15 protein-coding genes, 12 tRNA genes and 1 riboswitch are annotated in these 23,443 nt (G+C 61.5%); of the genes, 16 read left to right on the top strand and 11 right to left on the bottom strand.

All coding sequences use genetic code 11. The annotated features are described in order from the left end of the window. Positions 1–13: 13 nt before the first annotated feature. From orn to OC537_RS00465, 8 genes are all read left to right on the top strand, one after another. Positions 14–559, top strand: a complete 546-nt coding sequence (gene orn, locus OC537_RS00430; RefSeq protein WP_111912002.1) for an oligoribonuclease — start codon at positions 14–16, stop codon at positions 557–559. 177 nt (positions 560–736) lie between these two features. Beyond that, positions 737–812, top strand: a tRNA-Gly gene (locus OC537_RS00435). 36 nt (positions 813–848) lie between these two features. Continuing rightward, a tRNA-Gly gene (locus OC537_RS00440) sits at positions 849–924 on the top strand. 31 nt (positions 925–955) lie between these two features. Beyond that, positions 956–1,031: transfer RNA gene (locus tag OC537_RS00445), tRNA-Gly, on the top strand. Positions 1,032–1,069: 38 nt separating this feature from the next. Beyond that, positions 1,070–1,145, top strand: a tRNA-Gly gene (locus tag OC537_RS00450). Positions 1,146–1,170: 25 nt separating this feature from the next. After that, positions 1,171–1,246: transfer RNA gene (locus OC537_RS00455), tRNA-Gly, on the top strand. Between the two features lie 38 nt (positions 1,247–1,284). Continuing rightward, positions 1,285–1,360 (top strand) — tRNA-Gly (locus OC537_RS00460). Between the two features lie 24 nt (positions 1,361–1,384). Then, positions 1,385–1,460 (top strand) — tRNA-Gly (locus OC537_RS00465). Positions 1,461–1,867: 407 nt separating this feature from the next. Here the strand turns inward: OC537_RS00465 and OC537_RS00470 are convergent. The 3 genes from OC537_RS00470 to OC537_RS00480 all read right to left on the bottom strand — a co-directional run bounded on the left by OC537_RS00470 (position 1,868) and on the right by OC537_RS00480 (position 5,219). Next, positions 1,868–2,077 (bottom strand): cold-shock protein, encoded by a 210-nt coding sequence (locus tag OC537_RS00470; protein WP_005327092.1) that lies wholly within the window; start codon positions 2,075–2,077, stop codon positions 1,868–1,870. A gap of 271 nt (positions 2,078–2,348) precedes the next feature. Further along, positions 2,349–3,017 carry a LysM-like peptidoglycan-binding domain-containing protein gene (locus OC537_RS00475; protein WP_262108393.1) on the bottom strand — a complete coding sequence of 223 codons (669 nt, stop codon included), beginning with the start codon at positions 3,015–3,017 and terminating at the stop codon, positions 2,349–2,351. A gap of 99 nt (positions 3,018–3,116) precedes the next feature. Next, positions 3,117–5,219, bottom strand: coding sequence for a methyl-accepting chemotaxis protein (locus OC537_RS00480; protein WP_262108395.1), 2,103 nt, complete (start codon positions 5,217–5,219; stop codon positions 3,117–3,119). Between the two features lie 251 nt (positions 5,220–5,470). Here OC537_RS00480 and gltX point away from each other — a divergent pair, with 251 nt between their 5' ends. The 6 genes from gltX to OC537_RS00510 all read left to right on the top strand — a co-directional run bounded on the left by gltX (position 5,471) and on the right by OC537_RS00510 (position 7,850). After that, on the top strand, positions 5,471–6,886 hold the full coding sequence (gltX, locus tag OC537_RS00485) for a glutamate--tRNA ligase (protein WP_262108397.1): 1,416 nt from the start codon (positions 5,471–5,473) through the stop codon (positions 6,884–6,886). Between the two features lie 362 nt (positions 6,887–7,248). Then, positions 7,249–7,324 (top strand) — tRNA-Ala (locus OC537_RS00490). 28 nt (positions 7,325–7,352) lie between these two features. Continuing rightward, a tRNA-Ala gene (locus OC537_RS00495) sits at positions 7,353–7,428 on the top strand. Between the two features lie 66 nt (positions 7,429–7,494). Continuing rightward, a tRNA-Ala gene (locus tag OC537_RS00500) sits at positions 7,495–7,570 on the top strand. A 72-nt stretch (positions 7,571–7,642) separates the two neighbouring features. After that, a tRNA-Ala gene (locus tag OC537_RS00505) sits at positions 7,643–7,718 on the top strand. A gap of 56 nt (positions 7,719–7,774) precedes the next feature. Further along, positions 7,775–7,850 (top strand) — tRNA-Ala (locus OC537_RS00510). A 162-nt stretch (positions 7,851–8,012) separates the two neighbouring features. Here the strand turns inward: OC537_RS00510 and OC537_RS00515 are convergent. Continuing rightward, positions 8,013–10,160, bottom strand: coding sequence for an ExeM/NucH family extracellular endonuclease (locus OC537_RS00515; protein WP_262108399.1), 2,148 nt, complete (start codon positions 10,158–10,160; stop codon positions 8,013–8,015). 296 nt (positions 10,161–10,456) lie between these two features. Further along, a riboswitch (cyclic di-GMP riboswitch) is annotated at positions 10,457–10,540 on the top strand. A 114-nt stretch (positions 10,541–10,654) separates the two neighbouring features. Here OC537_RS00515 and OC537_RS00520 point away from each other — a divergent pair. After that, a complete protein-coding gene (locus OC537_RS00520) occupies positions 10,655–13,693 on the top strand; it encodes a glycosyl hydrolase family 18 protein (RefSeq protein ID WP_410050450.1) in 3,039 nt (1,012 codons plus the stop codon). A 229-nt stretch (positions 13,694–13,922) separates the two neighbouring features. Here OC537_RS00520 and OC537_RS00525 read toward each other — a convergent pair whose 3' ends face one another. The 7 genes from OC537_RS00525 to OC537_RS00555 all read right to left on the bottom strand — a co-directional run bounded on the left by OC537_RS00525 (position 13,923) and on the right by OC537_RS00555 (position 21,678). Next, positions 13,923–15,158, bottom strand: a complete 1,236-nt coding sequence (locus tag OC537_RS00525; RefSeq protein WP_234677162.1) for a tetratricopeptide repeat protein — start codon at positions 15,156–15,158, stop codon at positions 13,923–13,925. Positions 15,159–15,169: 11 nt separating this feature from the next. Next, entirely contained in the window at positions 15,170–15,805 is a 636-nt protein-coding gene (locus OC537_RS00530; RefSeq protein WP_106887700.1) for an energy transducer TonB, read from the bottom strand. 16 nt (positions 15,806–15,821) lie between these two features. Next, positions 15,822–16,229 carry an ExbD/TolR family protein gene (locus OC537_RS00535; protein ID WP_005327075.1) on the bottom strand — a complete coding sequence of 136 codons (408 nt, stop codon included), beginning with the start codon at positions 16,227–16,229 and terminating at the stop codon, positions 15,822–15,824. 66 nt (positions 16,230–16,295) lie between these two features. Then, positions 16,296–16,823: a MotA/TolQ/ExbB proton channel family protein gene (locus OC537_RS00540; protein WP_106887699.1), complete on the bottom strand. Its 528-nt coding sequence runs from the start codon at positions 16,821–16,823 to the stop codon at positions 16,296–16,298. A gap of 10 nt (positions 16,824–16,833) precedes the next feature. Continuing rightward, complete coding sequence (locus tag OC537_RS00545) at positions 16,834–18,207, bottom strand: MotA/TolQ/ExbB proton channel family protein (RefSeq protein WP_262108411.1); 1,374 nt, start codon at positions 18,205–18,207, stop codon at positions 16,834–16,836. Next, the gene (locus tag OC537_RS00550) at positions 18,204–18,968 is read right to left on the bottom strand and encodes a DUF3450 domain-containing protein (RefSeq protein ID WP_106887697.1); all 765 of its coding nucleotides are present in this window, start codon (positions 18,966–18,968) and stop codon (positions 18,204–18,206) included. Before OC537_RS00550 ends, OC537_RS00545 begins: the two co-directional genes overlap by 4 nt. 103 nt (positions 18,969–19,071) lie before the next feature. After that, positions 19,072–21,678: a TonB-dependent receptor plug domain-containing protein gene (locus OC537_RS00555; RefSeq protein ID WP_262108413.1), complete on the bottom strand. Its 2,607-nt coding sequence runs from the start codon at positions 21,676–21,678 to the stop codon at positions 19,072–19,074. 739 nt (positions 21,679–22,417) lie between these two features. On the opposite strand from OC537_RS00555, the gene OC537_RS00560 reads away from it, so the two are divergent. Continuing rightward, complete coding sequence (locus OC537_RS00560) at positions 22,418–23,443, top strand: ABC transporter permease subunit (protein WP_262108415.1); 1,026 nt, start codon at positions 22,418–22,420, stop codon at positions 23,441–23,443.

Here is a 23,443-nt window from a genome sequence, read left to right on the forward strand (position 1 = left end):
AGAGAGAGCAATCATGACAGTCAGCGCGCAGAACCTGGTATGGATCGACATGGAGATGACGGGTCTCGACCCCGAAGAGAACGTGGTTCTGGAGATTGCCACCATCATCACCGACAAGGATCTGAACGTGCTGGCACAAGGGCCCGTCATCGCCATTCACCAGAGCGATGAAGAGCTGGCCAAGATGGACGACTGGAACGTCAACACCCACACCAAGAGCGGCCTGGTGGCCCGGGTCAAGGCGAGCGAGCACGACGAAGCCCGCGCCGTGGCCGAGACCCTCGACTTCATTCGCCAGTGGGTGCCAGAGCGCACCAGCCCCCTGTGCGGCAACAGCATAGGCCAGGATCGCCGTTTCATGGTCAAACACATGGGTGAGCTGGAAGCCTTCTTCCACTACCGCAACGTCGACGTCAGCACCATCAAGGAGCTGGTACGTCGCTGGCAGCCGGAGCTGCTGGATCAGTTCACCAAGAGCGGTTCCCATCAGGCGCTGGACGACATCCGCGAGTCCATCGCCGAACTGCAGTTCTACCGCAGCCACGTCTTCAAAATCTGAGTCCCCGGCAAGGGGTTGCCGTCGCTCGGTTGCTAAAATCGGCAGTTCGGCCAGCTTTTGAGCGAACGGCTGCACAGTGACAAAAAAGCCCTTGCAATTGGAATGACTGCTCTTATAATTCGGCTCCCGTACAGTAGCGCAAGCAACCAAATGCTGTACGGCCGTTTTAAGGCAGTTGCGGGAATAGCTCAGTTGGTAGAGCACGACCTTGCCAAGGTCGGGGTCGCGAGTTCGAGTCTCGTTTCCCGCTCCAAAATCTGATGATGACACTGGTTCAATCCAGCCCGATGCGGGAATAGCTCAGTTGGTAGAGCACGACCTTGCCAAGGTCGGGGTCGCGAGTTCGAGTCTCGTTTCCCGCTCCAATCATCAGTCAGCCTCAAGACAATCTATGTTGCGGGAATAGCTCAGTTGGTAGAGCACGACCTTGCCAAGGTCGGGGTCGCGAGTTCGAGTCTCGTTTCCCGCTCCAATACGTATTAGTAAGCTACTGCAGATGATTATTCCGATGCGGGAATAGCTCAGTTGGTAGAGCACGACCTTGCCAAGGTCGGGGTCGCGAGTTCGAGTCTCGTTTCCCGCTCCAAATCACTTGCAGAAGACATCCTGTTGCGGGAATAGCTCAGTTGGTAGAGCACGACCTTGCCAAGGTCGGGGTCGCGAGTTCGAGTCTCGTTTCCCGCTCCAATACGTATTAGAAAGCTACTGCAGATGATTATTCCGATGCGGGAATAGCTCAGTTGGTAGAGCACGACCTTGCCAAGGTCGGGGTCGCGAGTTCGAGTCTCGTTTCCCGCTCCAATCACTTGCAGAAGACATCCTGTTGCGGGAATAGCTCAGTTGGTAGAGCACGACCTTGCCAAGGTCGGGGTCGCGAGTTCGAGTCTCGTTTCCCGCTCCAATCTCTCCTCGAAGTTCACGAATCCAATATTTCAATACACTCATCGCCACATCCAGTTGGCAGAGCATGATCCGCGCCTTGCCAAGGCTGGGGTCGCGAGTTCGAGTCTCGTTTCCCGCTCCAATCTCTCTTCGTAGTCCTAGTCGTTCATTCTTTTTCTTATCCCCATTCGAATAGATTCCGTATCGCGCCGCGATGCTTTGCCATATCCGCTTGTCAGCACCTGTGCCGGTTTCCCGTCATTGCCCTCGGTCCATGGACTATGGCGGCGGCAGCTGAGCGTAGGCGGCTTGGGAGAGGGGAGAGGCAGGTCAGGGCGGCGAAGAGCTCGCCTGATACGGGGCGGGGAATGGCAGACAAAAAAATAGGAGGGGCCTTGGCTCCTCCTGCGAGTTCACGGATGCGGCTTAGAGCAGAGTCACGTTCTCAGCCTGCGGGCCTTTCTTGCCCTGGGTCACGGTGAACTGGACTTTTTGACCTTCAGCCAGGGTCTTGAAACCTGTGCTCTGGATGGAGGAGAAGTGAACGAAAACGTCCGGTCCCTGGGATTGCTCGATGAAGCCAAAACCCTTGGTTTCGTTGAACCATTTTACTTGGCCGGTGCGAATGTCAGACATGTGGTAAGTCCTATCTATAACAAAATGAAACTAACGCCTTGTTGGGCAGCATTTGCCTAGAATGCAGGGGCCTACCCATGACTGACTACGTCGATGTGTTCCAGTGGCATGCAGTACAATCCCTGTCTAAAGCACAACCGATTGTACTGGAGCCCGATCCCTTGTCAATTTGGCACTTTTCATTTTTTGAGCGAGCTAAAAGTATTGGGAAGTCAGCGGCTTGTTTCATGCTTCTGGTCAAAAAAACGGGAAGCCATGGCCTCCCGTTTCATCACTCCTTGAGGGCGAACCCTTCGCCCTGTCGGTCGTAGCGGTAGTTTGCCTGACCGAAGGAGCGGATCTCGACCCGCTGGATGCGGCGGCTTGTGTCCACCAGGATGAACACCGACTTGCCCGATTGCAGTCGGGTCAGCGGCCTGTCCGGCCCCTCTATGGCGATCAGGCGGCTCAGCTCGGCCCCGGGCAGTTCAAACTTGCGCCAGATGGAGTAGAGGGTCTCGCCAGCCTGCACCTCGTGCTGCAGCCAGGTGCCATCGACTTTCTCCTCGACCGGTTTGGCCGCGGCCGGCGCACTGCTTGCGGCCCCGTTGCCCACGGTCAGCGCCTGGGTCGGAACGGCCAGCGGCACGGCGAGCGAACCGGAAGGCGCCGCCTTGGGGGCGGCGGGGGCGGGTTCCCAGGCCAGCAGCAACAGCCAGAGAGGCACCAGCACCAGCAGGCCTATGGTGTGCTTGCGCGGCAGCGGGCTCGCCAGCTTGAATGAAGCCGCCTTCGGCTCCTTGTTACGCTGACCAAGGCCGCCCAATCCCTGGCCAAGACGTTGGCGCAGGGGCAGGGTTGCGGCATTGATACGATGGAGCAGGGTTCCTTGTGATTCGTCTTGGCGACGCTGCTGGGCTCGTCTGTTATGGCCACGTGGGCGACGGTCCGGGGTGGGCACGGCATTTACCTCTCACTACATTGCCTGCCATCAGGCAAATATAGTGCCTATGGTAAACGGACTCGCCCCCGAGGGGGAGAGCCCTGAGCATGAAAATTATCAGCTGAGACGAAATTGCCCCAGCAACTGCTGCAAACGCTCGGCCGCCTGGCGCAAGGCCTGGCTGGCTTTCGCCGTATTGGTGGCATCCTGGGCGATGTCGTTGGCCAGTGCGTTGGTTTTTGACAGGTTGCCTGAGACAGTCTCGGAAACCGAGCTCTGCTCCTCGGCGGCGGAGGCTATCTGATAGGTCATGTCGTTGATGGTGGCGATGGCCTGGAAGATGCTGTCCAGCGCCGCCTCCGCCAGATCGGCCTCGCCCACCGCCTGATGGGTCAGCTGCTGGCTCTGCTGGATGGCGTTGACCGCATTGGCCGAGCTGTGGCGGATCTTCTCGATCAGCTCCTGGGTATTCTGCACCGCCTGCTGAGTGTTGCCCGCCAGCTTGCGCACCTCGTCGGCCACCACCGCAAAGCCGCGCCCCTGTTCGCCGGCCCGGGCCGCCTCGATGGCGGCATTCAGCGCCAGCAGGTTGGTCTGATCGGCGATGCCCTGAATGACGGTGAGTATGCTGGTGATCTGCTCGCTGTCGTGGGCCAGCCCCTCGACCACCTCGGCCCCCTTGCCCGCCTCGGCCGCCACCTTGTGCATGGACTGGATCACCTGCTGGAAGCGCACCTTGCCCTGATCCGCCGCGCCCTGGGCCTGCTTGGCCGAGTCGGCGGTGTTGTTGGCGTGGGTCGCCACCTCCTGGCTGACATAGGACATCTCCTGCACCGCAGTCAGCATCTGCTCCATCTCCGCCTGGTGATGCTGCAAGTTGGTGTCGGTCTGGCCGGCGATGCGGTCGGTATCCCCTGCGTGGCGATGGACCTCGCTCGCGGTTTTCTGCACGTCCCCGAGCAGCACCTGCAACTTATCGATGAAGCGATTGATGCCGCGGGCCAGTGCCCCCAGCTCGTCCTGGGCACGAGTGTTCAGGCGCTTGGTGAGATCCCCCTCGCCATCGGCGATGTCATCCACCAGGCTGACCATCTGGCGGATGGGGCCCGTGATGCTGCGTGCTATCGCCAGCATGGTGGCCAGCGCCAGCACCAGTACGATGAGGGCACCTATGAGCTGCTGGGTCATGGCGGCCCGGTTCATCTCGGTGAGCTGGCTCTCCAGCTCGTCGGCGCCCGCCAGCACCACCTGGTAGGGCAGGGTGACTATGATGGCCCAGTTGCGGGCCATGCCCGGCACCATGATGGGCACAGAGATGCGAAACGCCTCGTCGAGCTCCTGGCGTTGCAGCTCGGGTTTGAGGTATTGCTGCCAGCCGTCTCCCAGCAGCTTGTCGGCACGGCTGCCGAGCAGGCTGGCGTCGCCACTGGTGCCGGTGATGACGCCGGCGGCGCTGACGATAAGTGTCTCTCCCTTGCCGTCATAGATGTTGCTGTTGAGGGACTGGGCCTGGCGGCTGATGGAGTCCACCGCCAGATCCAGGGCCGCGACGCCCTTGAACTGGCCACCCACCAGTATGGGGGTGGTGATGGTGCTCACCAGCACCTGCTGGCCGTTGATGTCCACCTTGAAGGGATCGATGAGGCAGGAACGTCCTTCCCGTTTCGGGCAGGCGTAGTAGTCGTTGGCCGGATTGCCGAATTCGTCCGCGTCGCTCTTCTCGATGGAGAGCAGCAGATCCGAGCCAATGTTCTCCTTGTCGCGATAGAAGTAGGGGACGAAGCGCCCCTTGTCATCGCTGCCAAGGGCGCTCTGGCCTGCGGAGGCGCTGTCCTGGCCATCGAAGCCGTTCGGCTCGAAGCCCGCGAAGGCGCCATAGAGTTGCGGCTCCAGGCCGAGCTGCGCCTTGAGCAGGTCGGTGGCCTGCTGGCGATCCAGCGGCAGCTTGCCCTCCTGCTGCAGGGCGAAGACGCTGGCCATCTGCTGGGTATAGGAGAGCCCCTTTTGCAGCAACTGGGTGATGGTGGCGGCCTCGGCGCGGGCGTTGGCACTCACCTTCTGCCATGCCTCCTGCTGCAGGGCCGCGCGACTGGAACTGATGGTCAGTTGCTGGGTCTGCTTGCTCGAGTATTGGTTGAGCAGGATCAGGATGACCAGGGCCGTGGTCATGGCGACCCCCGCCAGTACCAGGATGCGATTCTGGATAGAGCGAAACTGCATCTCGTGTTCCTTGTGAGTAGAAAGTTGTATGAATTATCGGCATGGCGGGAGATTCCTCCAGCAATGTTGATCAGCAAAGCTGAAAATGAGGGGAGGTTTTGCGATCCCTCTCAAAGAACGGCGCCCCGGCCGAATCAAGACCTGTTTAGGCCCCGGCTATTGCATGGTTTTCCCATCCGTGATTCTGAGTGCTAAAATGCGACGGTTTTTTCTAACGCATTGGCCCAAGGCCCTCTACACAAGGCTTAAAGATGAAAGTCAAAACCCGTTTTGCTCCCAGCCCGACCGGCTTTTTGCATGTCGGCGGTGCCCGTACCGCACTCTATTCCTGGTTGTTCGCAAAGAGCCAGGGCGGCGAGTTCGTGCTGCGTATCGAGGATACCGATCTGGAACGTTCCACTCAGGAGGCGATCGACGCCATCATTGAGGGCATGGAATGGCTGGAGCTGAACTGGGATGAGGGCCCCTACTACCAGACCAAGCGCTTCGATCGCTACAACGGCATCATCGACGAGATGCTGGCCGATGGCCGCGCCTACAAGTGCTTCTGCTCCAAGGAGCGCCTGGAGGCGCTGCGCGAAGGTCAGATGGCGAGCGGCGAGAAGCCCCGCTATGACGGCAAGTGCCGGGATGCCGCCCACGATCACCCGGCCGATGCGCCCCACGTGATCCGCTTCCGCAACCCCACCGAAGGCTCTGTGGTGTTCGATGACCACGTCCGCGGCCGCATCGAGTTCGCCAACACTGAGCTCGACGATCTCATCATTCGCCGCACCGACGGCGCGCCCACCTACAACTTCTGCGTGGTGGTCGATGACTGGGACATGGAGATCACCCACGTGGTGCGTGGTGAAGACCACATCAACAACACCCCGCGCCAGATCAACATCTACAAGGCACTGAACGCGCCTGTGCCGGAGTTTGCCCACGTCTCCATGATCCTGGGCGACGACGGCGCCAAGCTCTCCAAGCGCCACGGCGCTGTCTCCGTGATGCAGTACCGCGACGACGGCTACCTGCCGGAAGCCCTGCTGAACTATCTGGTGCGTCTGGGCTGGTCCCACGGCGATCAGGAGATCTTCACCCTGGACGAGATGATCAAGCTGTTCAGCCTGGATGCCATCTCCAAGTCTGCCTCCGCCTTCAACACCGACAAGCTGTTGTGGCTGAACAACCACTACATGCGCAGCCTGGATCCGACCTATGTCGCCAAGCACCTGGAATGGCACATGGCCGCCCAGAACATCGACACCAGCAAGGGCCCGGCGTTGCCTGCGGTTGTCACCCTGCTGGCCGAGCGCTGCAACACCCTGGTCGAGATGGCTGCTCAGAGCCGCTATCTGTTCGAAGAGTACGAGGCCATCGACGAAGCCGCTGCCAAGAAGCACCTGCGCGGCGTCGCTGCCGAGCCTCTGACTCTGGCCAAGGCCAAGCTGGCGGCGCTGGAGACCTGGACCACCGAAGCGCTGCACGAGCTGATTGAAGCCACTGCCGCCGAGCTGGGTCAGGGCATGGGCAAGGTCGGCATGCCGCTGCGCGTCGCGGTTACCGGTCTGGGTCAGTCCCCGGCCATAGACGCCGTGATGGCGCTGGTGGGCAAGGAGCGGGTGCTCGCTCGCATCGATCGCGCCTTGGCGTATATCGAAGCGCGCATGGCAGCCGAGTAATACCGGTCTGGGCCAATCTCCCCTGGCATCGCCGACGCCGTAATGGCGCTGGTGGGCAAGGAGCGTGTGCTCGCTCGCATCGACCGCGCGCTGGACTATATCGAAGCGCGCATGGCCGCCGAATAAGCGCCAGTCGCTGACAACAAAGGGCTCCCTGACGGGGGCCCTTTGCATTTTGGCCTCAAGCGGATTTGCGACGTAAAACAGCGACATAGCGACGCTGTTGGCGGTAAAAACAGCTAACTGCCTGAATTTTGACTAAACGCTCCAACCGGCGAAAATTTTGGGTTGACAGCAAAGCGGGTGATGCCTATCATGCGCCTCCGTTGCCAGAGATAACTTTGGTAGCGCCGAGGTGAGTTGGGGTTATAGCTCAGCTGGGAGAGCGCTTGCATGGCATGCAAGAGGTCCGCGGTTCGATCCCGCGTAGCTCCACCAAATTCTCCTCGAACAATCTGGAATCCAAGGGGTTATAGCTCAGCTGGGAGAGCGCTTGCATGGCATGCAAGAGGTCCGCGGTTCGATCCCGCGTAGCTCCACCAGGTTCCCGATTGTAGAAGTGCATTACCCAGGGCAGTGCGGTGTGTATCACCCAGGCCGACCTTTGTGGGGTTATAGCTCAGCTGGGAGAGCGCTTGCATGGCATGCAAGAGGTCCGCGGTTCGATCCCGCGTAGCTCCACCACTATTTGATATTTGAATACCAGAGTTAGGGCAACCGGCCGCCAGAACCCGTTGTCTAATGAAGAAAGAATTTGGGGTTATAGCTCAGCTGGGAGAGCGCTTGCATGGCATGCAAGAGGTCCGCGGTTCGATCCCGCGTAGCTCCACCACTATTTAGCAGTAAGGCAGCCGGCCGCCAGAACCGGTTGTTCAAAGAGTAAAATTTGGGGTTATAGCTCAGCTGGGAGAGCGCTTGCATGGCATGCAAGAGGTCCGCGGTTCGATCCCGCGTAGCTCCACCAAATTCTTGTTACAAGAAGCAAAAGGCCACCGTTACGCGGTGGCCTTTTTGTTTGTTCAGGCATTTGTTTTTTTCATGATCACCGCCCCAGTATTTACAAATCAAATGGCCAGAATGAGAAAGCCCGCGACTGTCGCGGGCTTTTTGCGTTACTCAGCGCGGATTATGAGATGTGTCGACGACGCCAGGCCAGGGGTAACAGCGCCAGCAACAGGGCCCCCATGGCGCCGCCACCGCCCTTGCTCTGCTCGTTGAGCTTGAGGTCGACGATGATGGGGTCGTGGTCGGAGGCGCTGAAGGGGTTGTCCGACTTGATGAGATCGCCGGTGAAGGCGCTGCCATATTCGAACAGGTTGCTCTCGAAGGAGTTGATGTGCCAGTCGGCTACCGCCACCACCTTGCTCGCCAGCGCCGGGTTGGCGAGGGCGTAATCCAGGGTGCCGAGCTCGGCCTCGTAGCTGTAGGAGATAGCCTTCTCCTGATTGAACTTGAGGTTCACGTCGATCAGCCCGTAGTTCTTCTCCACCGCGCGGCCCATCTGCTCATAGGGCTGCTCGCCGATAAAGGTGTGGGAGGCGGAGCGGATCTGGCGTTCCGCCGTGGCCGGATCGTAGTCGGTGAGCACCCGGATCGGGTCCTCCTTGGCGTAGGAGTTGAAGTCCCCCACCAGCAGCACCTGACCCGGCATCTTGCTCACCGCCTCACCCAGCACCTTGGCGGCACTGACCCTGAACTCGGTGCACTTGCCCTGCAGATCCGCAGGCTCGCTCTTGCCATCCCCGTTCTCATAGCAGCCGGATCCCTTGGATTTCAGGTGGTTGACCACCAGAGTCAGGGGCTCGTCGCTGCCCGCCACCCCGAAGCGCTGCACCAGGGAGTCCCGCTGGCCTGCGCTCCTGGCGACGCCGCCCGTGGTGTAGCGCTGCTGGGGCAGACGAATGACCTCGGCATCCCCGCTTGGGGTGAGCAGGGCGGGGCGATAGATCATGGCCACCATGATGGCGTCGCCGCCAAAGAAGCGCTCCTCGCTGAGCAGGGCCTTGGGCAGGCTGACGAAGGCGTACTGCTTGCTCGCCTCTTTCTGCTGGGCGTTGAGGCTTTGCACCAGATCGTGCAGGGCGGCGTGCTCGTCGAAGCCGTTGTTCTCCATCTCCATCAGGCCAAGGAGGTCTGCGTCCATCTCTGTGATGGCGTTGACTATCTTGGTGCGCTGCAGCTGGAACTCCTCCAGGCTCTTGGCGCCGCGGTTGCAGCCCTTGGCGCCGTCCGCATCCGCCTGATCCGCACAGAGCACGTTGAGGGCGCCCCCCACGCTGGAGTGGCTGGTGAAGTAGTTGAGCACGTTGAAACTGCCGATGCGCAGGTCGGTGCCATTGGCGCGGGCCGGGGCGCCCTGGCGGTCGTTCTCGTCGGTGCGCAGCAGATCCCCCGCCGTGATGCGCTGATCCTTGGGCACTATCAGCCGGTACTCGTCATAGCTGTAGCCCACCATGGCCTCCAGGTTGACCGGGGCATCGCCGATGCGCAGGTAACCCTGCTCCGGCTCCCAGGCCGGCAGCCAGGGCAGCTTGCCGTTGGCGGCCTTGAAGTCCGACTCGAGGAAGACGCGGTTGCCCGCATTGGCCTCGGCCAGGGTGTTTGCCTCCTGACTGCCAGCCACATGGAGCTGGGTCGGCTTCATCAGCGGGGCACCGTGGGCGAGCACCAGGTTGTTGCGCTTGGCGGCGTAGTCGTAGCTGAAGTTGCGGCTTACCTTGAGGGCGCTCTCCCCATCGAGCCGCACCCGCATCCCCTCGTGACGCTCCAGTGCCCGGGCCAGGGTTTCCCCCTCCAGCACCCGCAGCGCCGTGGCGGCCGGGGCGTCGCCCTGGGCCAGCACCGCCAGACGCGGGGCGCTGCCGTCAAACAGGGGCTTGAGCTGGGTGTGGCCATGATACTCCTCGACCTTGGCCTCCAGGCAGATCAGGGCACCCGGCTGGATGTCCGGGTACTTGGTCGCAAATTGCTTGTCGCTCAGGTAGACGAAGATGCCGTCCGAGCTCTGGGGATTGCCGTCCCCTTGCAGATCCTGCAGGTAGAAGCCCTTGCTCAGGCTCTCGCCGAGGGCGCTGACTACCGCCTTGACCGAGATGCTTCGGGGGCTTTCGAACTGATGGTCCGGGACGAGCGGGCTCTTGTCGCCGCTGCCCTGGATGGCGGGGATGGGGGTGAGGGCGCTGTCGGCCGGGCAACTGAAGCCGGCGGCATGGAGAGACGGGGACGCGAGGGCGAGCCCCACGGCCAGGGACAGCAGGGTAGGTCTTCCTTTCATGGGTATTCCTTTTTTATTTTTTTGCCAGTGTTTCCATAGCCTTGGCGCTCTGGCCAAGGGCGCGCATTGTCACATTTCTGGCAGCTCTGACCAGTGAGGCAGCGCACATTATGGGGAGACAAAAGAGGCTGAGCCCGTTTTTTTGACGTGGCTAACAGATTGATATTAATGACTTAATGGTTAGTTGGCCGATGGAGGGGGAATGTGAGCTGGCCGGCATTCACATATTTTCCTTAGAGAATAAAGATTGAGCGGCCGCCACTTGCTTCCTATACTCGATCCGTTCCTCACGGAACCCAGGTTAAGGGCAAACCGGCAGTGATGCCGGGACGCAAAGCCTCCGATCTGTCCCAAGCGGGCCAGACAGCGGGGTTACCCCGGGGTGACATGAGGGTATGTGGCCCCGTCCAAGGCCTGTTGTCGTTCCCTGATCCCCTGTTGCGATTGCGCTTTTCCCGGTGTTGAAGCCAAGACAAAACAAGGATGATAACAAGATGCAACAGACCCTCAGGCCCAGCAGGCTCGCCATGCTGGTTGCCCTTGCGGCCATGCCCGCCTGGGCGCACGCCGCCTATCCCGCCTATCAGGCTGGCACCGCCTACAAGGCCGGCGATGTCGTCAGCAACGCAGGCGCCCTCTACGAATGCAAAGAATTCCCTTATTCCGGCTGGTGCGGGGCTTCCCCCTACCACTATGCCCCCGGGGTCGGCACCGTCTGGGCCGATGCCTGGAAGCTCTATGGCGGTGAGGTGCCGCCACCGGCCCTGATCGTTGCCATCGGCTCCCCCGCCGTGGGCAGCAGCGTCAGCGAAGGGGCCAGCCTGGTCCTGGCGGTGACCCTGAGCGGCCCGGTCACGGCGCTGGCCAAAGTGGAGTACCTGATCGACGGCACCCTGGTCGCCACGGCCACGGCCTCTCCCTGGAGTGCCAGCTGGTCTGCCGCCGGCGTGGGTAATCACGCCCTCAAGGCCCGGGCGCTGGATAAAGACGGCAAGGTGCTGAGTGAGGCGGATTCCAGCTTCAAGGTCGCCGCCGTGGTGGCGCCAGAAGCGCCCAGGGCGAGCATCGCCAGCCCCGCCGCCGGGGCCAAGGTGGCCCTGGGTCGCGCCCTCACAGTGACCGGCAATGTAACCGACGCCAATGACGACGTCGCCAGGGTCGAGCTGTTCGTCGATGGCAAGAAGGTGGGCGAGGACAACAGCGCCCCCTGGCAGCTGAGCTGGACACCCCAGAGCAAGGGGCTGGCCGGTCTCAAGCTGGTGGCGACCGACAAGGAGAACCTCTCCGGCGAGTCGGCCCAGGTCGATGTCCAGGTGGAAGAGGCGGCGCTGCCCCCCACAGGTGGCAATCTCTCCTGCGACGTGCGCCAGATCTATCGCGCCGACGGCAGCGAGTGTATGGGGGATGACCATGGCCGCCGCGTCATCGGTTACTTCACCTCCTGGCGGACCGGCAAGAACGGGCTGCCCTCCTACCTGGTGGGCGACATCCCCTGGGACAAGATCACCCACATCAACTACGCCTTCGCGGCGGTGGACGAGCAGAGCCACCTCATCAAGGTGGATGACGCCGCCACCAAGCTGACCTGGGACGGGGTGCCGGGCGCCGAAATGGATCCCGAATTCGCCTATCAGGGTCACTTCAACCTGCTGTCGAAATACAAGAAGCAGTATCCGGACGTGAAGACCCTGATCTCCGTGGGTGGCTGGGCCGATACCCGCGGCTTCTACACCGCCACCACCAAGGGCGACTGCTCGGTCAACACCGCCGGCATCAACGCCTTTGCCAACTCGGCGGTGAGCTTCATCCGCCAGTACGGCTTCGACGGCGTGGATGTGGATTACGAGTACCCCACCTCCATGAAGGATGCGGGCAACCCCAACGACTTCCCGCTCTCCAACCAGTGCCGGGCCAAGCTGTTTGCGAACTACGAAGTGCTGATGAAGACACTGCGCGAGCGGCTCGACAGCGCCGGCACCGAGGACGGTCGCAAGTACATGCTGACCATAGCCTCGCCGGCCTCGGCCTACCTGCTGCGCGGCATGGAGAACTTCCAGGTCACCCAGTATCTGGATTACGTCAACCTGATGACCTACGACTTCCACGGCGCCTGGAACCACTTCGTCGGCCACAATGCCGCCCTGTTCGACAACAAGGCGGATCCCGAGCTGGCCCAGTGGGGTGTCTACAACCAGGCCCAGTTCGGTGCCATCGGCTACCTGAACTCCGCCTGGGCGGCCCACTACTTCCGTGGTGCCCTGGCGGCGGGCAAGATCAACATAGGGGTGCCTTACTACACCCGTGGTTGGCAAGGGGTGACAGGTGGTACCCACGGCCTGGGGGGCAAGGCGGCGCTGCCGAGCCAGAGCGCCTGTCAGCCGGGCACGGGGGGCAGCACAGTTCCCTGCGGCAATGGGGCGGTCGGCATCGACAACATCTGGCATGATCTCGACAAGAACGGCAAGGAGATAGGCGGTGGCGCCGTGCCCATGTGGCACGCCAAGAACCTGGAGCACGCGGCCAGCCTCGGCATCACCACACTGCCGAGCTACGGCCAGGCCTGGGGTCTGGATCCCAACAACCCGGCCCACGTGATGCAAGGCCAGTACGTGCGTTACTACGATGACAAGGCCCATGCGCCCTGGCTCTGGAACGAAGAGAAGAAGGTGTTCCTCTCCACCGAAGATGAAGAGTCCATGGGTCACAAGCTCGACTACATAGTCAATCGGGGCCTGGGTGGCGTCATGTTCTGGGAGATGGCGGGGGACTACGACTTCGACGCTGCCAAGAATGAGTATGTCATGGGCAGCACCCTCACCAGCCTGGCTTACGACAAGTTCAGCAAGGCGAGCAAGGCCAGCCTGAAGCAGAACGATCTGCCGGCCCCGGCCGCTCAGCTCGACATAGGCGTGAGCCTCTCGGGCTTCAAGGAGGGGGATTCCAACTACCCGATCAACCCGACCCTCAAGCTCACCAACAAGTCGACCCAGACCATACCGGGCGGCACCCGCATCGAGTTCCTGATGCCCACTTCCACCTCTGACACCATCACGGATCAGAGCGGCATGGGGCTGAAAGTAGTGGAGAGCGGCGGCAACCAGAACTCCGACGGCATCGCGGGCGAGAAGGACTTCCACAAGGTGGCCCTGACGTTGCCTGGCTGGAAGGCCTGGGCGCCGGGCACCGAGGTGGAAGTGGCCATGACCTACTACCTGCCGGCCGCCGGCGTGCCGAGCGGCATGCGGCTGATTGCCGGCAGCCAGACCATAGGCCTGAAGTCCGACTTCCCGGCCCTGGCCGAGGCGGTGCTGGGGGGCAGCAGTGGGGGTGATGGCGGCAGCGGTGGCACCAGCTGCACCAGCCAGAGCGTGGATCCGGCGGCCTATCCGGCCTACCCGAGCTGGCCGCGCGGGGATCACGCCAATGGCAACGATCGCATGACCAACGGCAAGGTAGTCTGGCAGGCCAACTGGTGGACCAGCAGCGAACCCAAGGCGGGCGATGGCAGCTGGAAGCTGGTATGCAACTACTGATAATTGGTTGGGGGGTTAACCCCGCGTCAACGCAATGACCCAATCCGGAGCCCAGGCTCCGGATTTTTTTGCGCCTTATATAAGGAAGGAATGTCGTGACCACGCGGGGAGCTGCCCATAAAAAAGACCGCTCCGAAGAGCGGCCAATTGCCACCAGGCAAGCTGCGGGGCTGACCCCCTTGTGGATGGGCAGTCGCCATGGGCGGATGCTTGCCCATGACGTGCCGGTTTATTGAGTGACGGCGCCGCCCTGTTGCTCCTTCAGAAAGCTGATCCAGGGGGAGGCGCGGCCACTGACGTTGCCATTCTGGGCGGCCTGGGTGAAGGCGCTGAGTGCCTCCTTGGGTTTCTGCTGCTCGAAGTAGGCGACCCCGGTCAGGAACTTCAGATCGGCGCGCTGCTCGCCGCTGGCATTGGCGGCGGGCTTGGCGGCCAGGGCCACCAGATCCTTGTATCGCTTGCTCTGGATCATCATGCGCGCCATCTTCAGCTGCAGCTCGGCACTGGGGGCCAGCTGATAGGACTTGGCCAGGGTGTCGATGGCCGGGTCCAGCTCCTTGGCCTGATGCCAGTAGTTGGCGAGGGTCTTGTAGTTGGCGGCGCTCTGCTCAATCACTCCCTCCTTCATCGCCTTCTCCATCACGCGGGCGGCGCGATGGGGAATGCCGGCGAAGGCGAGGTAGTTGGCGAGCCGCTGCAACTCGGCCGCCTCGGTCAGCATGCCGAGGTTGTAGGCCGACTCGAGCGCCGCCAGCGCCTTGGCATCGTTGCCCGCCTGCATGTGCATGGCGGAGAGCTGGGTCCAGTACTTCTTCTTCTCCGGGTATCTGTCCACCAGGGCGGTCAGCACCTCGGTGGCCGGCTTGTACTGTTTCAGCTCGTAGTGGGCCGCCATCTTCAGCAGGTACCAGGACTCCGGCGCCTTGCCTGCGGAGAGCCTGATCGCCTGATCCACCGCCGGTATGGCCTCCCGGTACTGCTTGAGCTGCACATGGGCGTTGGCCAGGGTGATGTAGGCGTGGGGGGTCGGCTTCTCATCTTTTCCAAGGTTCGCGAACCACTCATTCATGGTGCTGATGGAGGCCTTGAAGTTGCCTTCCGCCATATAGAGCTGGGCCAGGTTGTAGCGCACCTGCTGGGCCACCGGCTGCGGCAGGCCGCCGGTGGCGATGGCGTCGGCGAAGTATTTGGTCGCCTGACCGTACTTCTCCTGCTGGGCGGCCACGAAGCCCAGGGTCTGCAAGATGACCCCCTTGTCGTAGACCCGATCGCCTGCGCCCGAGAGCGCATCCTGCAGCTTGGCATTGGCCTCGCCGTATTTTTTCTCGGTGATCAACGCCTGGGCCTTGTTGACCGCGCGGTAGGCGCGGTCAGACAGGGCGGGCTGCTCGGCGGCCCAGCTGGCGGTGCTGAGCAGCACCGCCATGGCCACCGGGGCGAGGATCAGGGTATGTAACTTTTTCATCGCCACCTTCCTTAGTTGACCGCGAACTCGATCTCTTGCTGCATGCGACTGGCCTGGGGCTTGCCGTCCACCATGGCCGGCTTGAAGGTCCACTTGGCTATGGTCTTGCGTGCCTCCTTGCCGAGGTCGTAGCTGCGGGGCTCTTCCTTGACGATCCGGATGTTGCTGACGGTGCCGCGCTCGGTCACGGTGAACTCCACCAGCACCTTGCCGGAGGCGAGGCCGGCCAGCGCCGCCTTGCGGGGCATCATGGGCTCGAAGGTCGCCATGGGCATGGCGCCGTTGTTGCCGCCCATGCCGCCGCCACCGCCCCCCGTGCTGTAGGCACCCAGGGCGTTGCCGCCGCCGATGTTGACCGGGATGTCGAGCTTGGGCATGTCCATGGGGGCACTGTCCATCTTTGGCCTGTCGGTGCTCGCCACCTCCATCTCGGGTGGGGGAGGCGGGCGGTTCGGGGGCGGCGGCTTGGGCAGTTCCCGTTGTTTCTCTTGCAGTGTCTCCTGGGGCTTGAGGCGAATGAAGTCGGTCATGGTGACGTCTTCTCTCTCCGTCAGCTCCCGGTGATCCGGTGTGATCAGCTTGTTCATTCCCAGAAACAGGAAGAACACCACCACACAGGAGACAGCTATCGCTATCAGGTATCTCATGGTGCTCGCTCCGGCATCAGCTGCTCTTGCTCGCCGCGATGGAGATGTTCTGGACACCGGCCATGCGGATCTGATCCATGACCTGGACCACCAGCCCGGAACGGGACTCGGTATCGGCCTGGATCACCACGGCGCTCTCCGGGTTCTCCGCCCGCAGCCGCTCGATGTTGGCACGCACGGCGCCCACCTCGACGACCCGTTTGTCGACCCAGACCTGGCCGTTCTCGCGGACCGCGACCATGATGTTCCCCTTCTTCACCGTCTCGGCCGTGCTGGCGCTCGGGCGGTTGATCTCCACGCCGGACTCCTTGACGAACGAGGTGGTGACGATGAAGAAGATCAGCATGATGAACACTATGTCCAGCATGGGGGTCAGATCGATGGCCGCCTCATCGGCACCGCTGTCGCTGTGACGTTTTCTCATGGCAAAAACTCCTTGCTTGTTCTGTGCCCCGGCGGGCAGTGCCCGGCCGGGGGAGTGCATCCTGCATCAGCCGTGTTTCAGGTTGTCTTCTAGCTTCTGCACCGCCAACTTGGCCTTGTGATCGAGCTGGTTGACAAAAAACAGGCCGGAAAGGGCGGCAATCATGCCCGCCATGGTCGGTACCGTCGCCTTGGAGATCCCCGAGGCCATGGCCCGCGGCGAACCCGTGCCCGTGATGGCCAGGGTGTCAAACACCTGCACCATGCCCACTACGGTGCCGAGCAGCCCCATTAGCGGACAGAGGGCGATCAGCACCTTGATGACCGGCATCCCCTTGTCCACCGCCATGGCGACCCGGGAGACCAGCTCGCGCCGGATCTGTTTGGCAGACCAGGAGAGGTGATCGCTGCGTGCCATCCAGGTCGCCTTGGTCTGCTTCACCTGCTGGGGGTAGACCGCCATGAAGTAGAACCAGCGCTCCAGCAGCAGGGCCCACATCATCAGGGTCAGGAAGAACAGGGCGACCAGCACGTCGCCCCCCAATCCCAGAAACCGGCGGACCGACTCGACTTCTTCAATCAACCAGAACCACATGGGTGACTCCTTAGGCTGCGGCTTTGGCGGCGTGCAGACGTTCCTGATAACGGGCGACGAAACCGGCGCTCTGCTCTTCCAGGACCTGGATGAGACGACGGCTCTGGGTCTGCACTATGGTGTAGAGGAACAGCATGGGCACCGCGACCACCAGACCCTGCATGGTGGTGACCAGGGCCTCGGAGATGCCGCCCGCCATCAGCTTGGGATCCCCGGTGCCGAACAATGTGATGGCCTGGAAGGTGGCTATCATCCCCACTACGGTGCCCAGCAGGCCCAGCAGCGGCGCCACCGAGGCGATCAGCTTGATGATGCTGATGCCCTTCTCGAACTTGGGCACGTTGCGCAGGATGATCTCGTCGAGCTTGGATTCCAGATCCTCTATGTTGTCACCGCGGTGGGACTGATAGGCCCCCAGCATCTCGCCGATGGGATTGCCCTTGACGATCTGATCGGATTTCAGCTGCTTGCGCATGGCGCTGCCGATCATCGACAGGCGCAGGCCGCAGAAGATGGCCAGCAAGGTACCGAGCACGCCGAGCACCATGATGACGTAGCCCACCTCACCCCCCTGATCGACGCGTTCCTTGAAGGTCGGCGACTGCACCAGCAGGGAGAGGATCACGCCGCGGGAGGGGTCGATGAAGATGGGTTCGACGGCGCCGTTGCCCTGCTCAAACTGGGCGATGGGTTCCAGCACGGCGTTGTCCGGCTGACGGGAGAGCTGCTCGAACTTGCCGGTCTCCGGCACGAAGGTGAGGTACTTGCCCTCGGAGACGGTGTTGAACTCGCCTATCTGGGTCACCGTCTTCTCGGCCTGGTTGCCCTCGCCGTAGACCACGGTCGCCGGGATCTGGCTCACCTTGCCACCGTCCACCATGCGGCCGAGGGTGGTGGTCCAGAAGGCGGTCAGGTCATCGCTGGAGGGGAGCTCCTTGCTCTCCGCCAGGAGGGTCAGCAGCGCCGTCTGCTCCGGGTGTTCGACCCGGCGGGCGGAGGCGTTGAAGATCCCCTTGAACTCGCCGGCGAACTGGCGCAGCACGCCGAACATCTCGCCCATGTTGCCGGAGCGCTGGCGCAGGGTCTCGGTCAGCTCGGTGAGCTGCTTGTCGTTGGCATCGAAGGTGGCCTTGAGCTGCTCGCCCTTGGCGGTCTCGGCGGCGAGCTCGGCCTTGGCCTTGGCCAGCAGGGCCCCTTGCTCGTTCTTGTCGGCCAGGAAGCGGGCCTCCCGCTCCTTGTTGAGCTGGGATTCGCTGGTGCTGGCGGCCTTGACCTGATTGAGCAGGGCATTGAGATCCACCGGCTTCTCGGCGGCGGTCACCGGCAGGGTGATCAGGGTGGCTCCCGCTATCAGGGAGGCAATGGCGAGTCTGATTCCTTTCATGATGCTTTCTCCGCAGTTTGAACCGGCAGCTTGATGAGGGCGGGAGGCGCCTGCTTCTTGGCGATGCGAAGCCCCTGTTCAACCGCGCTGCGATACTCCTGGGGCAGCTCTTCCCACTGGCGGGTCTGCTTGTTCCACATGCCGGTCTCGTTGCCGTCCGGGGACTGGTAGAGCAGGGCGATGCGACCGACCCGCAGGAACTCGTAGGTCTTCTCGCCGCCGTCCTTGTCCAGGCTGGCCTTGTAGGACTCTATGGTGCGGCTGAAGCCCTCCTCGATCTGGTAGGCCTCGAGGATCTTGCGGTACTTCTCGGAGATGGTGACGTCGGCGCGATTCATCAGATCGGTCAGGGCCGCCACGCGGTCCTCCCGCTCGACCTTCTGGAACGGCAAGTCCAGGGCGACGAACTGATCGAGGGAGTCGATCATCTTGAGCATCAGGGGCACCACCTCGGTGCTGGTCTGATCGATCTGGGCTATCTGGCGCTGCATCGAGGCCAGCTCGGCACTCTGGGAGTCGACCATCTTGCCCACTTGCTCGTTGTAGGTGCGCAGGCTGTCGACCTGACGCAGGGCGGCCTTGTACTGGGCCAGGGCGGACTCGGCAGACTCGGCGTAGCTGTCGATCTTCTGCTGGGACACTTTGGAGGCATTGTCGGTGGCGGCTTGAGCGTCCACTGCCTGACCGGCAGAGGCGGCACTCAGATTGAAGCTGGTCAGCAGGGCAGCCGAAACCAGGCTGCCGAGGAGCGCTTTCTTCATTGTAATAGTCCTTGTTTTCATAGGATTACCCTATCTCCGTGACTTCCTTGGAACCTTGGGCAGAGCAGGCCCGAGGGGGCCGGCTCGTCACTTTCCTGGTGGATCAGAACTTCTGGGCGTAGTCGAGGTAGTAGATGCGACCGTCGATGCTGTAGAGCTCCTCGTCATAGGTGAAGCCATCGCTCTCGAGGGACGGGCCCGCGTTGAACATGTTCTTCACCCCGACCTGGATCTTGCCGTTCCAGGGGGCATCCACGCCGACGTTCAGGTTCCAGGTGGTCTGGGACGCGATGTGGCCCACTTCCTCACCTGTGTCGGCGATGTAGTCCTGGCTCTGGGAGTCGATGTAGTTCGCGCTCAGGTAGGTATCCATGTTCCACCACTGGGGCACGTTGACACCCACGCCGGAACTGAAGCGCATCTGCGGCAGACCGTTCTGGCCGATCTTGTCGATGACGGGGCCACCGGCGTACAGGCCTTCCTTGTACTCAAGGATGTAGGTGCCGCCGAGGTCATAGCGGATGGTGGCGGAGGTCAGGTCGTAGCGGTAATCCAGCTTGAGATCCAGACCGCTGGTGTTCAGGGTCCCCAGGTTGACCATGGGGGCGATGGCACCGCTGATCTTGCCCTGGCTGTTGCGGGTGATGTTGCTGGAGCCCCCGTTGTTCAGCTCGTCATAGATGACGGACTGCAGGGAGTTCAGCTGGATCACGTCCTCGATCTTGATGGTGTAGTAGTCCAGGGAGAGGTTAAGGTCATCCAGCGGGCTGTAGGCCACCCCGAAGTTCCAGGTGTCCGCCGTCTCTTCCTTCAGCTCCTCGTTGGAGGTACGGGTGGTGTCGTACTGGCGGTTCGGGCAGTCCGCCGCCGAGATGCCGTTGGCCTCGCAGTAGACATAGTCCTTGGCCCAGTCGGCCGAGTAGGAATCAGCCGCGTAGAGATCGCTCAGGCTGGGGGCTCGGAAGGAGCGGGACCAGGAGGTGCGCAGCATCAGGTTGTCCAGCGGCTGGTAACGCAGGCTCGCCTTGGGGGAGAAGGCGCTGCCGAAGTCGCTGTAGTCATCGAAGCGACCGGCCAGGTTCAGCTCAATCTGATCCGTGATGGGCACCAGGGACTCGATGTAGGCGGCGGTGACGTCGCGCACTCCGCCGGAGGAGTTGCCGGAGGAGCCTATGATGTTGCCGGCCTCGGACTGGGCATCGTACTTGTCGGCATAGACCCAGTCGTTGTACTCGGCGCCCGCATACCAGCTGACCGGACCGGCCGGCAGCTCACCCATGTCCCACTGGACACCGGCGTACCACTGGTAGAAGTCCATGGTGGAGCGGCGGCTGGTGTCGGCGGCCATGGCGGCAGTGCTCTTGGGATCGAACTCGCCCCCGACAAACTTGCCGTCGGCGATGGCCTGCTGGGCGGCGGATTGCAGCACATAACCGGTGCCGTTCTCCTTGTTGTCGGTCTTGGAGTACATGTAACCGGCGTTCCACTGCATGTCGCCCACGGATTCTGTGGTGACAGTGCCCTCGAAGCCGAGGTTCAGGCTGCCGGTCATGTCGGTGACATAGTTGTCACGGGGACCGACGTTGCTGAAGCGGTAGTAGGCGTAGGCGGCCTCACCCAGACCCTGGGTGGCGGCGGCGTCCAGGCCGTTATCGGCGAAGAACTGGGCGTTGTTCGGGTTGGACGGGTCTATGGCGAAGGCGCCGGCGGCGGGGGCGAAGCGGCCGAAGCTCTCGACCCGGGAGCCGATGATCTGCGGCACGAAGTCGACATTGTCGTTGATGTGGTAGCGACCGTTCACATAGAGGGTGTCACGGCTGCGGGAGGCCGTGGTGGCCGCGACCTGACCGTAGTTGAAGTTGCAGCCGCCCTCGAAGCCGATGAATGGCTCCTTGCAGCTGCCGTCGGCATTGGTGGCACCGGCCAGGGGGCCGTATTTCCAGATGGGATCCCCGTTGGCGTCGAGGCCGGTGATCCCCTCCACGTTGCGGCCGTAGGCGCTGGGGGCGTCATTGCCCTGCTTGGCGAGATAGTCACGATCCCGGGCATAGACGACGTCCTTCTTGTCGTGCTCGTAGACCGCCATCAGCGAGCCCTTCTCGCCGTTGACGCCCGCCACGACGGAGCCGCTGGCTTCATCGCCGCCCGGCTCGGTCGGGGAACCGAGGCGTCCCTGGAAGGTCAGGCCCTCATAGCCCTCTTTGAGCACCACGTTGATGACACCGCCGATGGCGTCGGAACCATAGATGGCCGAACCGCCGTCCAGGTTGACTTCGACCCGCTCAACGGCGGCCATGGGGATGGTGTTGAGGTTGATGGAGGTGCCGCCCATGGTGGGGGAGCCCGCCACCCGCTTGCCGTTCAGCAAGACCAGGGTGCGCTCCGAGCCCAGGCCGCGCAGGCCGACGGTGGATTGGGACTGGAAGGAGCTGCCGGAGGCCGGGGAGACGCCACCGAAGGAGTTGTAGGAGGCCTGTTTGAGGTAATCGGCGACGGTCTGTTGACCTGATTGCTCGATTTTTGCCTTGGTGACGGAGACGACAGGGGTGGACCCTTCCACATCGACCCGGGAGATCCGCGAGCCGGTGACCTTGATTTTTTGCAGTTTTTCGACGTTCTGGCCCTCTTCGGCCAGGACAGGGGTGGCCACAACTGCCGCGCTCGCCAAGGCAAACGCTACGGCAGCAGAGAGTCTGCTTTTCCTAAGCATCGTTAGTATCCTTCCTGATTGTTTTTTTGTTTGCTTCCCTTACCGCCCTCGTTGGAGCGGTGCGTAAGGCTTATCAAGCTTTGATGATTGACGTCAAATGGAGCGGCCAGGATGGTGACTGGAAGGGGAATTAGAAGACTGTGCAGGATTTAGGCGATTTTTTTGGCGTTTTATTCCGTAAAGAATGCGGATGCTCATGTAAATATGTTGTTAACTTTGTATTTCCCCATTTTATTGATTAGTTTTGAACTTATCGATAAACCACCTGTCGCCATCACCTCGGTATCGTGGAATGACATTTTTGCAGTATTTAAATCTATCTTCGGTGCTAGGGGGATTTCAGTTCAGGTTCAGGCCGGAGGATATATCCCTCTTCTTTAATAGGTAAAATGAGATGAGAGGGTGTTTGATTTTATCTGTATGTTTTTATTTGTATTTTTTGAATTTCAAACGGCTGTGTAATTAATTTTTTAATAATTAAAAACAAGTTAAATGAGAAGGCGTAGCAGTTTTTTATATTGAAGTTGGATTTTTTGGAAAAAAACATCGGTGAGTTATGCTGCGGACCTCACTGACGATCGATGGGCTTAGTTCTACTTGATTTTTGTTGCAGAGCTTTTACAGTGGCCGAGCGGGATTGTCTGCCAATACCAGTCAATTCAGTGAGTAATGCCAGGAAGCATAGGCCGGTCACCGGATGTGACTGACCATAAAAGAACAACAAGGACGAGGTTCCACCATGCTGTCGTATTTCTTACGTCGGATGCTTCTGATCATCCCGACGTTTCTCGGTATCACCCTGCTCGTCTTCACCATCACCCGCTTCGTGCCGGGCGGCCCGGTCGAGCGCATGTTGCTGCAGGCACAGGTCTCGCAGAACGAGACAGGTCGCTCCAGCGGCAGCAAGGGGGCGCAGGCACTCTCCGATGAGCAGATCGAGGAGCTCAAGGTCTTTTACGGTCTCGACAAGCCCATGCTGATCGCCTACTGGGAGTGGCTGCAGAAGCTGGCGGTGCTGGATCTCGGGGAGTCGACCCGCTACTACGAGCCGGTGTGGGATCTCATCAAGGAGCGACTGCCGGTGACGGCCTTCTTCGGGCTGGCGACCTTCCTGCTGAGTTACGCCGTCTCCATCCCGCTCGGGGTGGCCAAGGCCCTCAGGCACAACAGCCGCTTCGATTCCCTGAGCTCCATGCTCATCTACATGGCCTATGCGCTACCCGCCTATGTGGTGGGGATCTTCCTCATCACGGTATTTGCCTTCCATCTGGAGTGGCTGCCCATGGGGGGCTTCCCGGGGGACGATTTCGATTCCATGGAGAGCAGCTGGGATCAGATCCGCACCCTCTTCGCCCACGCCCTGCTGCCCCTCATCGCCTACGCCATCGGGGATTTTGCCATCCTCACCATGACCATGAAGAACAGCCTGATGGAGAACCTGTCGGCGGATTACGTGCGCACCGCGGTGGCCAAGGGGCTGCCGTTTCGCAAGGCGGTCACCGACCACGCCATGCGCAACAGCCTGATCCCCATCGCCAGTCACCTGGGATCCGTGCTCACCGTCTTCTTCGGCGGCTCCTTCCTCATCGAGACCATCTTCAACATCGACGGCATAGGTCTGCTCGGCTACGAGGCCATAGTCGAGCGGGACTACCCCACCGTCATGGGCATACTGGCCATCACCTCCATGTTGATGCTCATCGGCAATATCGTTTCCGACATCTGCGTGGCTCTCGTTGACCCCCGCGTGCGGTTTGGAGACTGA

It is taken from the genome of Aeromonas sp. Marseille-Q5825, from assembly GCF_946892685.1.
GTDB lineage: Bacteria > Pseudomonadota > Gammaproteobacteria > Enterobacterales > Aeromonadaceae > Aeromonas > Aeromonas rivipollensis.

Bases quoted from the DNA above. Each gene is read 5' to 3' on its own strand.
- OC537_RS00540 (WP_106887699.1), bottom strand. From the start codon at position 16,823: ATGTGGTTCTGGTTGATTGAAGAAGTCGAGTCGGTCCGCCGGTTTCTG.
- OC537_RS00520 (WP_410050450.1), top strand. From the start codon at position 10,655: ATGCAACAGACCCTCAGGCCCAGCAGGCTCGCCATGCTGGTTGCCCTT.
- OC537_RS00555 (WP_262108413.1), bottom strand. From the start codon at position 21,678: ATGCTTAGGAAAAGCAGACTCTCTGCTGCCGTAGCGTTTGCCTTGGCG.
- orn (WP_111912002.1), top strand. From the start codon at position 14: ATGACAGTCAGCGCGCAGAACCTGGTATGGATCGACATGGAGATGACG.
- OC537_RS00525 (WP_234677162.1), bottom strand. From the start codon at position 15,158: ATGAAAAAGTTACATACCCTGATCCTCGCCCCGGTGGCCATGGCGGTG.
- OC537_RS00470 (WP_005327092.1), bottom strand. From the start codon at position 2,077: ATGTCTGACATTCGCACCGGCCAAGTAAAATGGTTCAACGAAACCAAG.
- OC537_RS00515 (WP_262108399.1), bottom strand. From the start codon at position 10,160: ATGAAAGGAAGACCTACCCTGCTGTCCCTGGCCGTGGGGCTCGCCCTC.
- gltX (WP_262108397.1), top strand. From the start codon at position 5,471: ATGAAAGTCAAAACCCGTTTTGCTCCCAGCCCGACCGGCTTTTTGCAT.
- OC537_RS00530 (WP_106887700.1), bottom strand. From the start codon at position 15,805: ATGAGATACCTGATAGCGATAGCTGTCTCCTGTGTGGTGGTGTTCTTC.
- OC537_RS00480 (WP_262108395.1), bottom strand. From the start codon at position 5,219: ATGCAGTTTCGCTCTATCCAGAATCGCATCCTGGTACTGGCGGGGGTC.
- OC537_RS00535 (WP_005327075.1), bottom strand. From the start codon at position 16,229: ATGAGAAAACGTCACAGCGACAGCGGTGCCGATGAGGCGGCCATCGAT.
- OC537_RS00545 (WP_262108411.1), bottom strand. From the start codon at position 18,207: ATGAAAGGAATCAGACTCGCCATTGCCTCCCTGATAGCGGGAGCCACC.
- OC537_RS00550 (WP_106887697.1), bottom strand. From the start codon at position 18,968: ATGAAGAAAGCGCTCCTCGGCAGCCTGGTTTCGGCTGCCCTGCTGACC.
- OC537_RS00560 (WP_262108415.1), top strand. From the start codon at position 22,418: ATGCTGTCGTATTTCTTACGTCGGATGCTTCTGATCATCCCGACGTTT.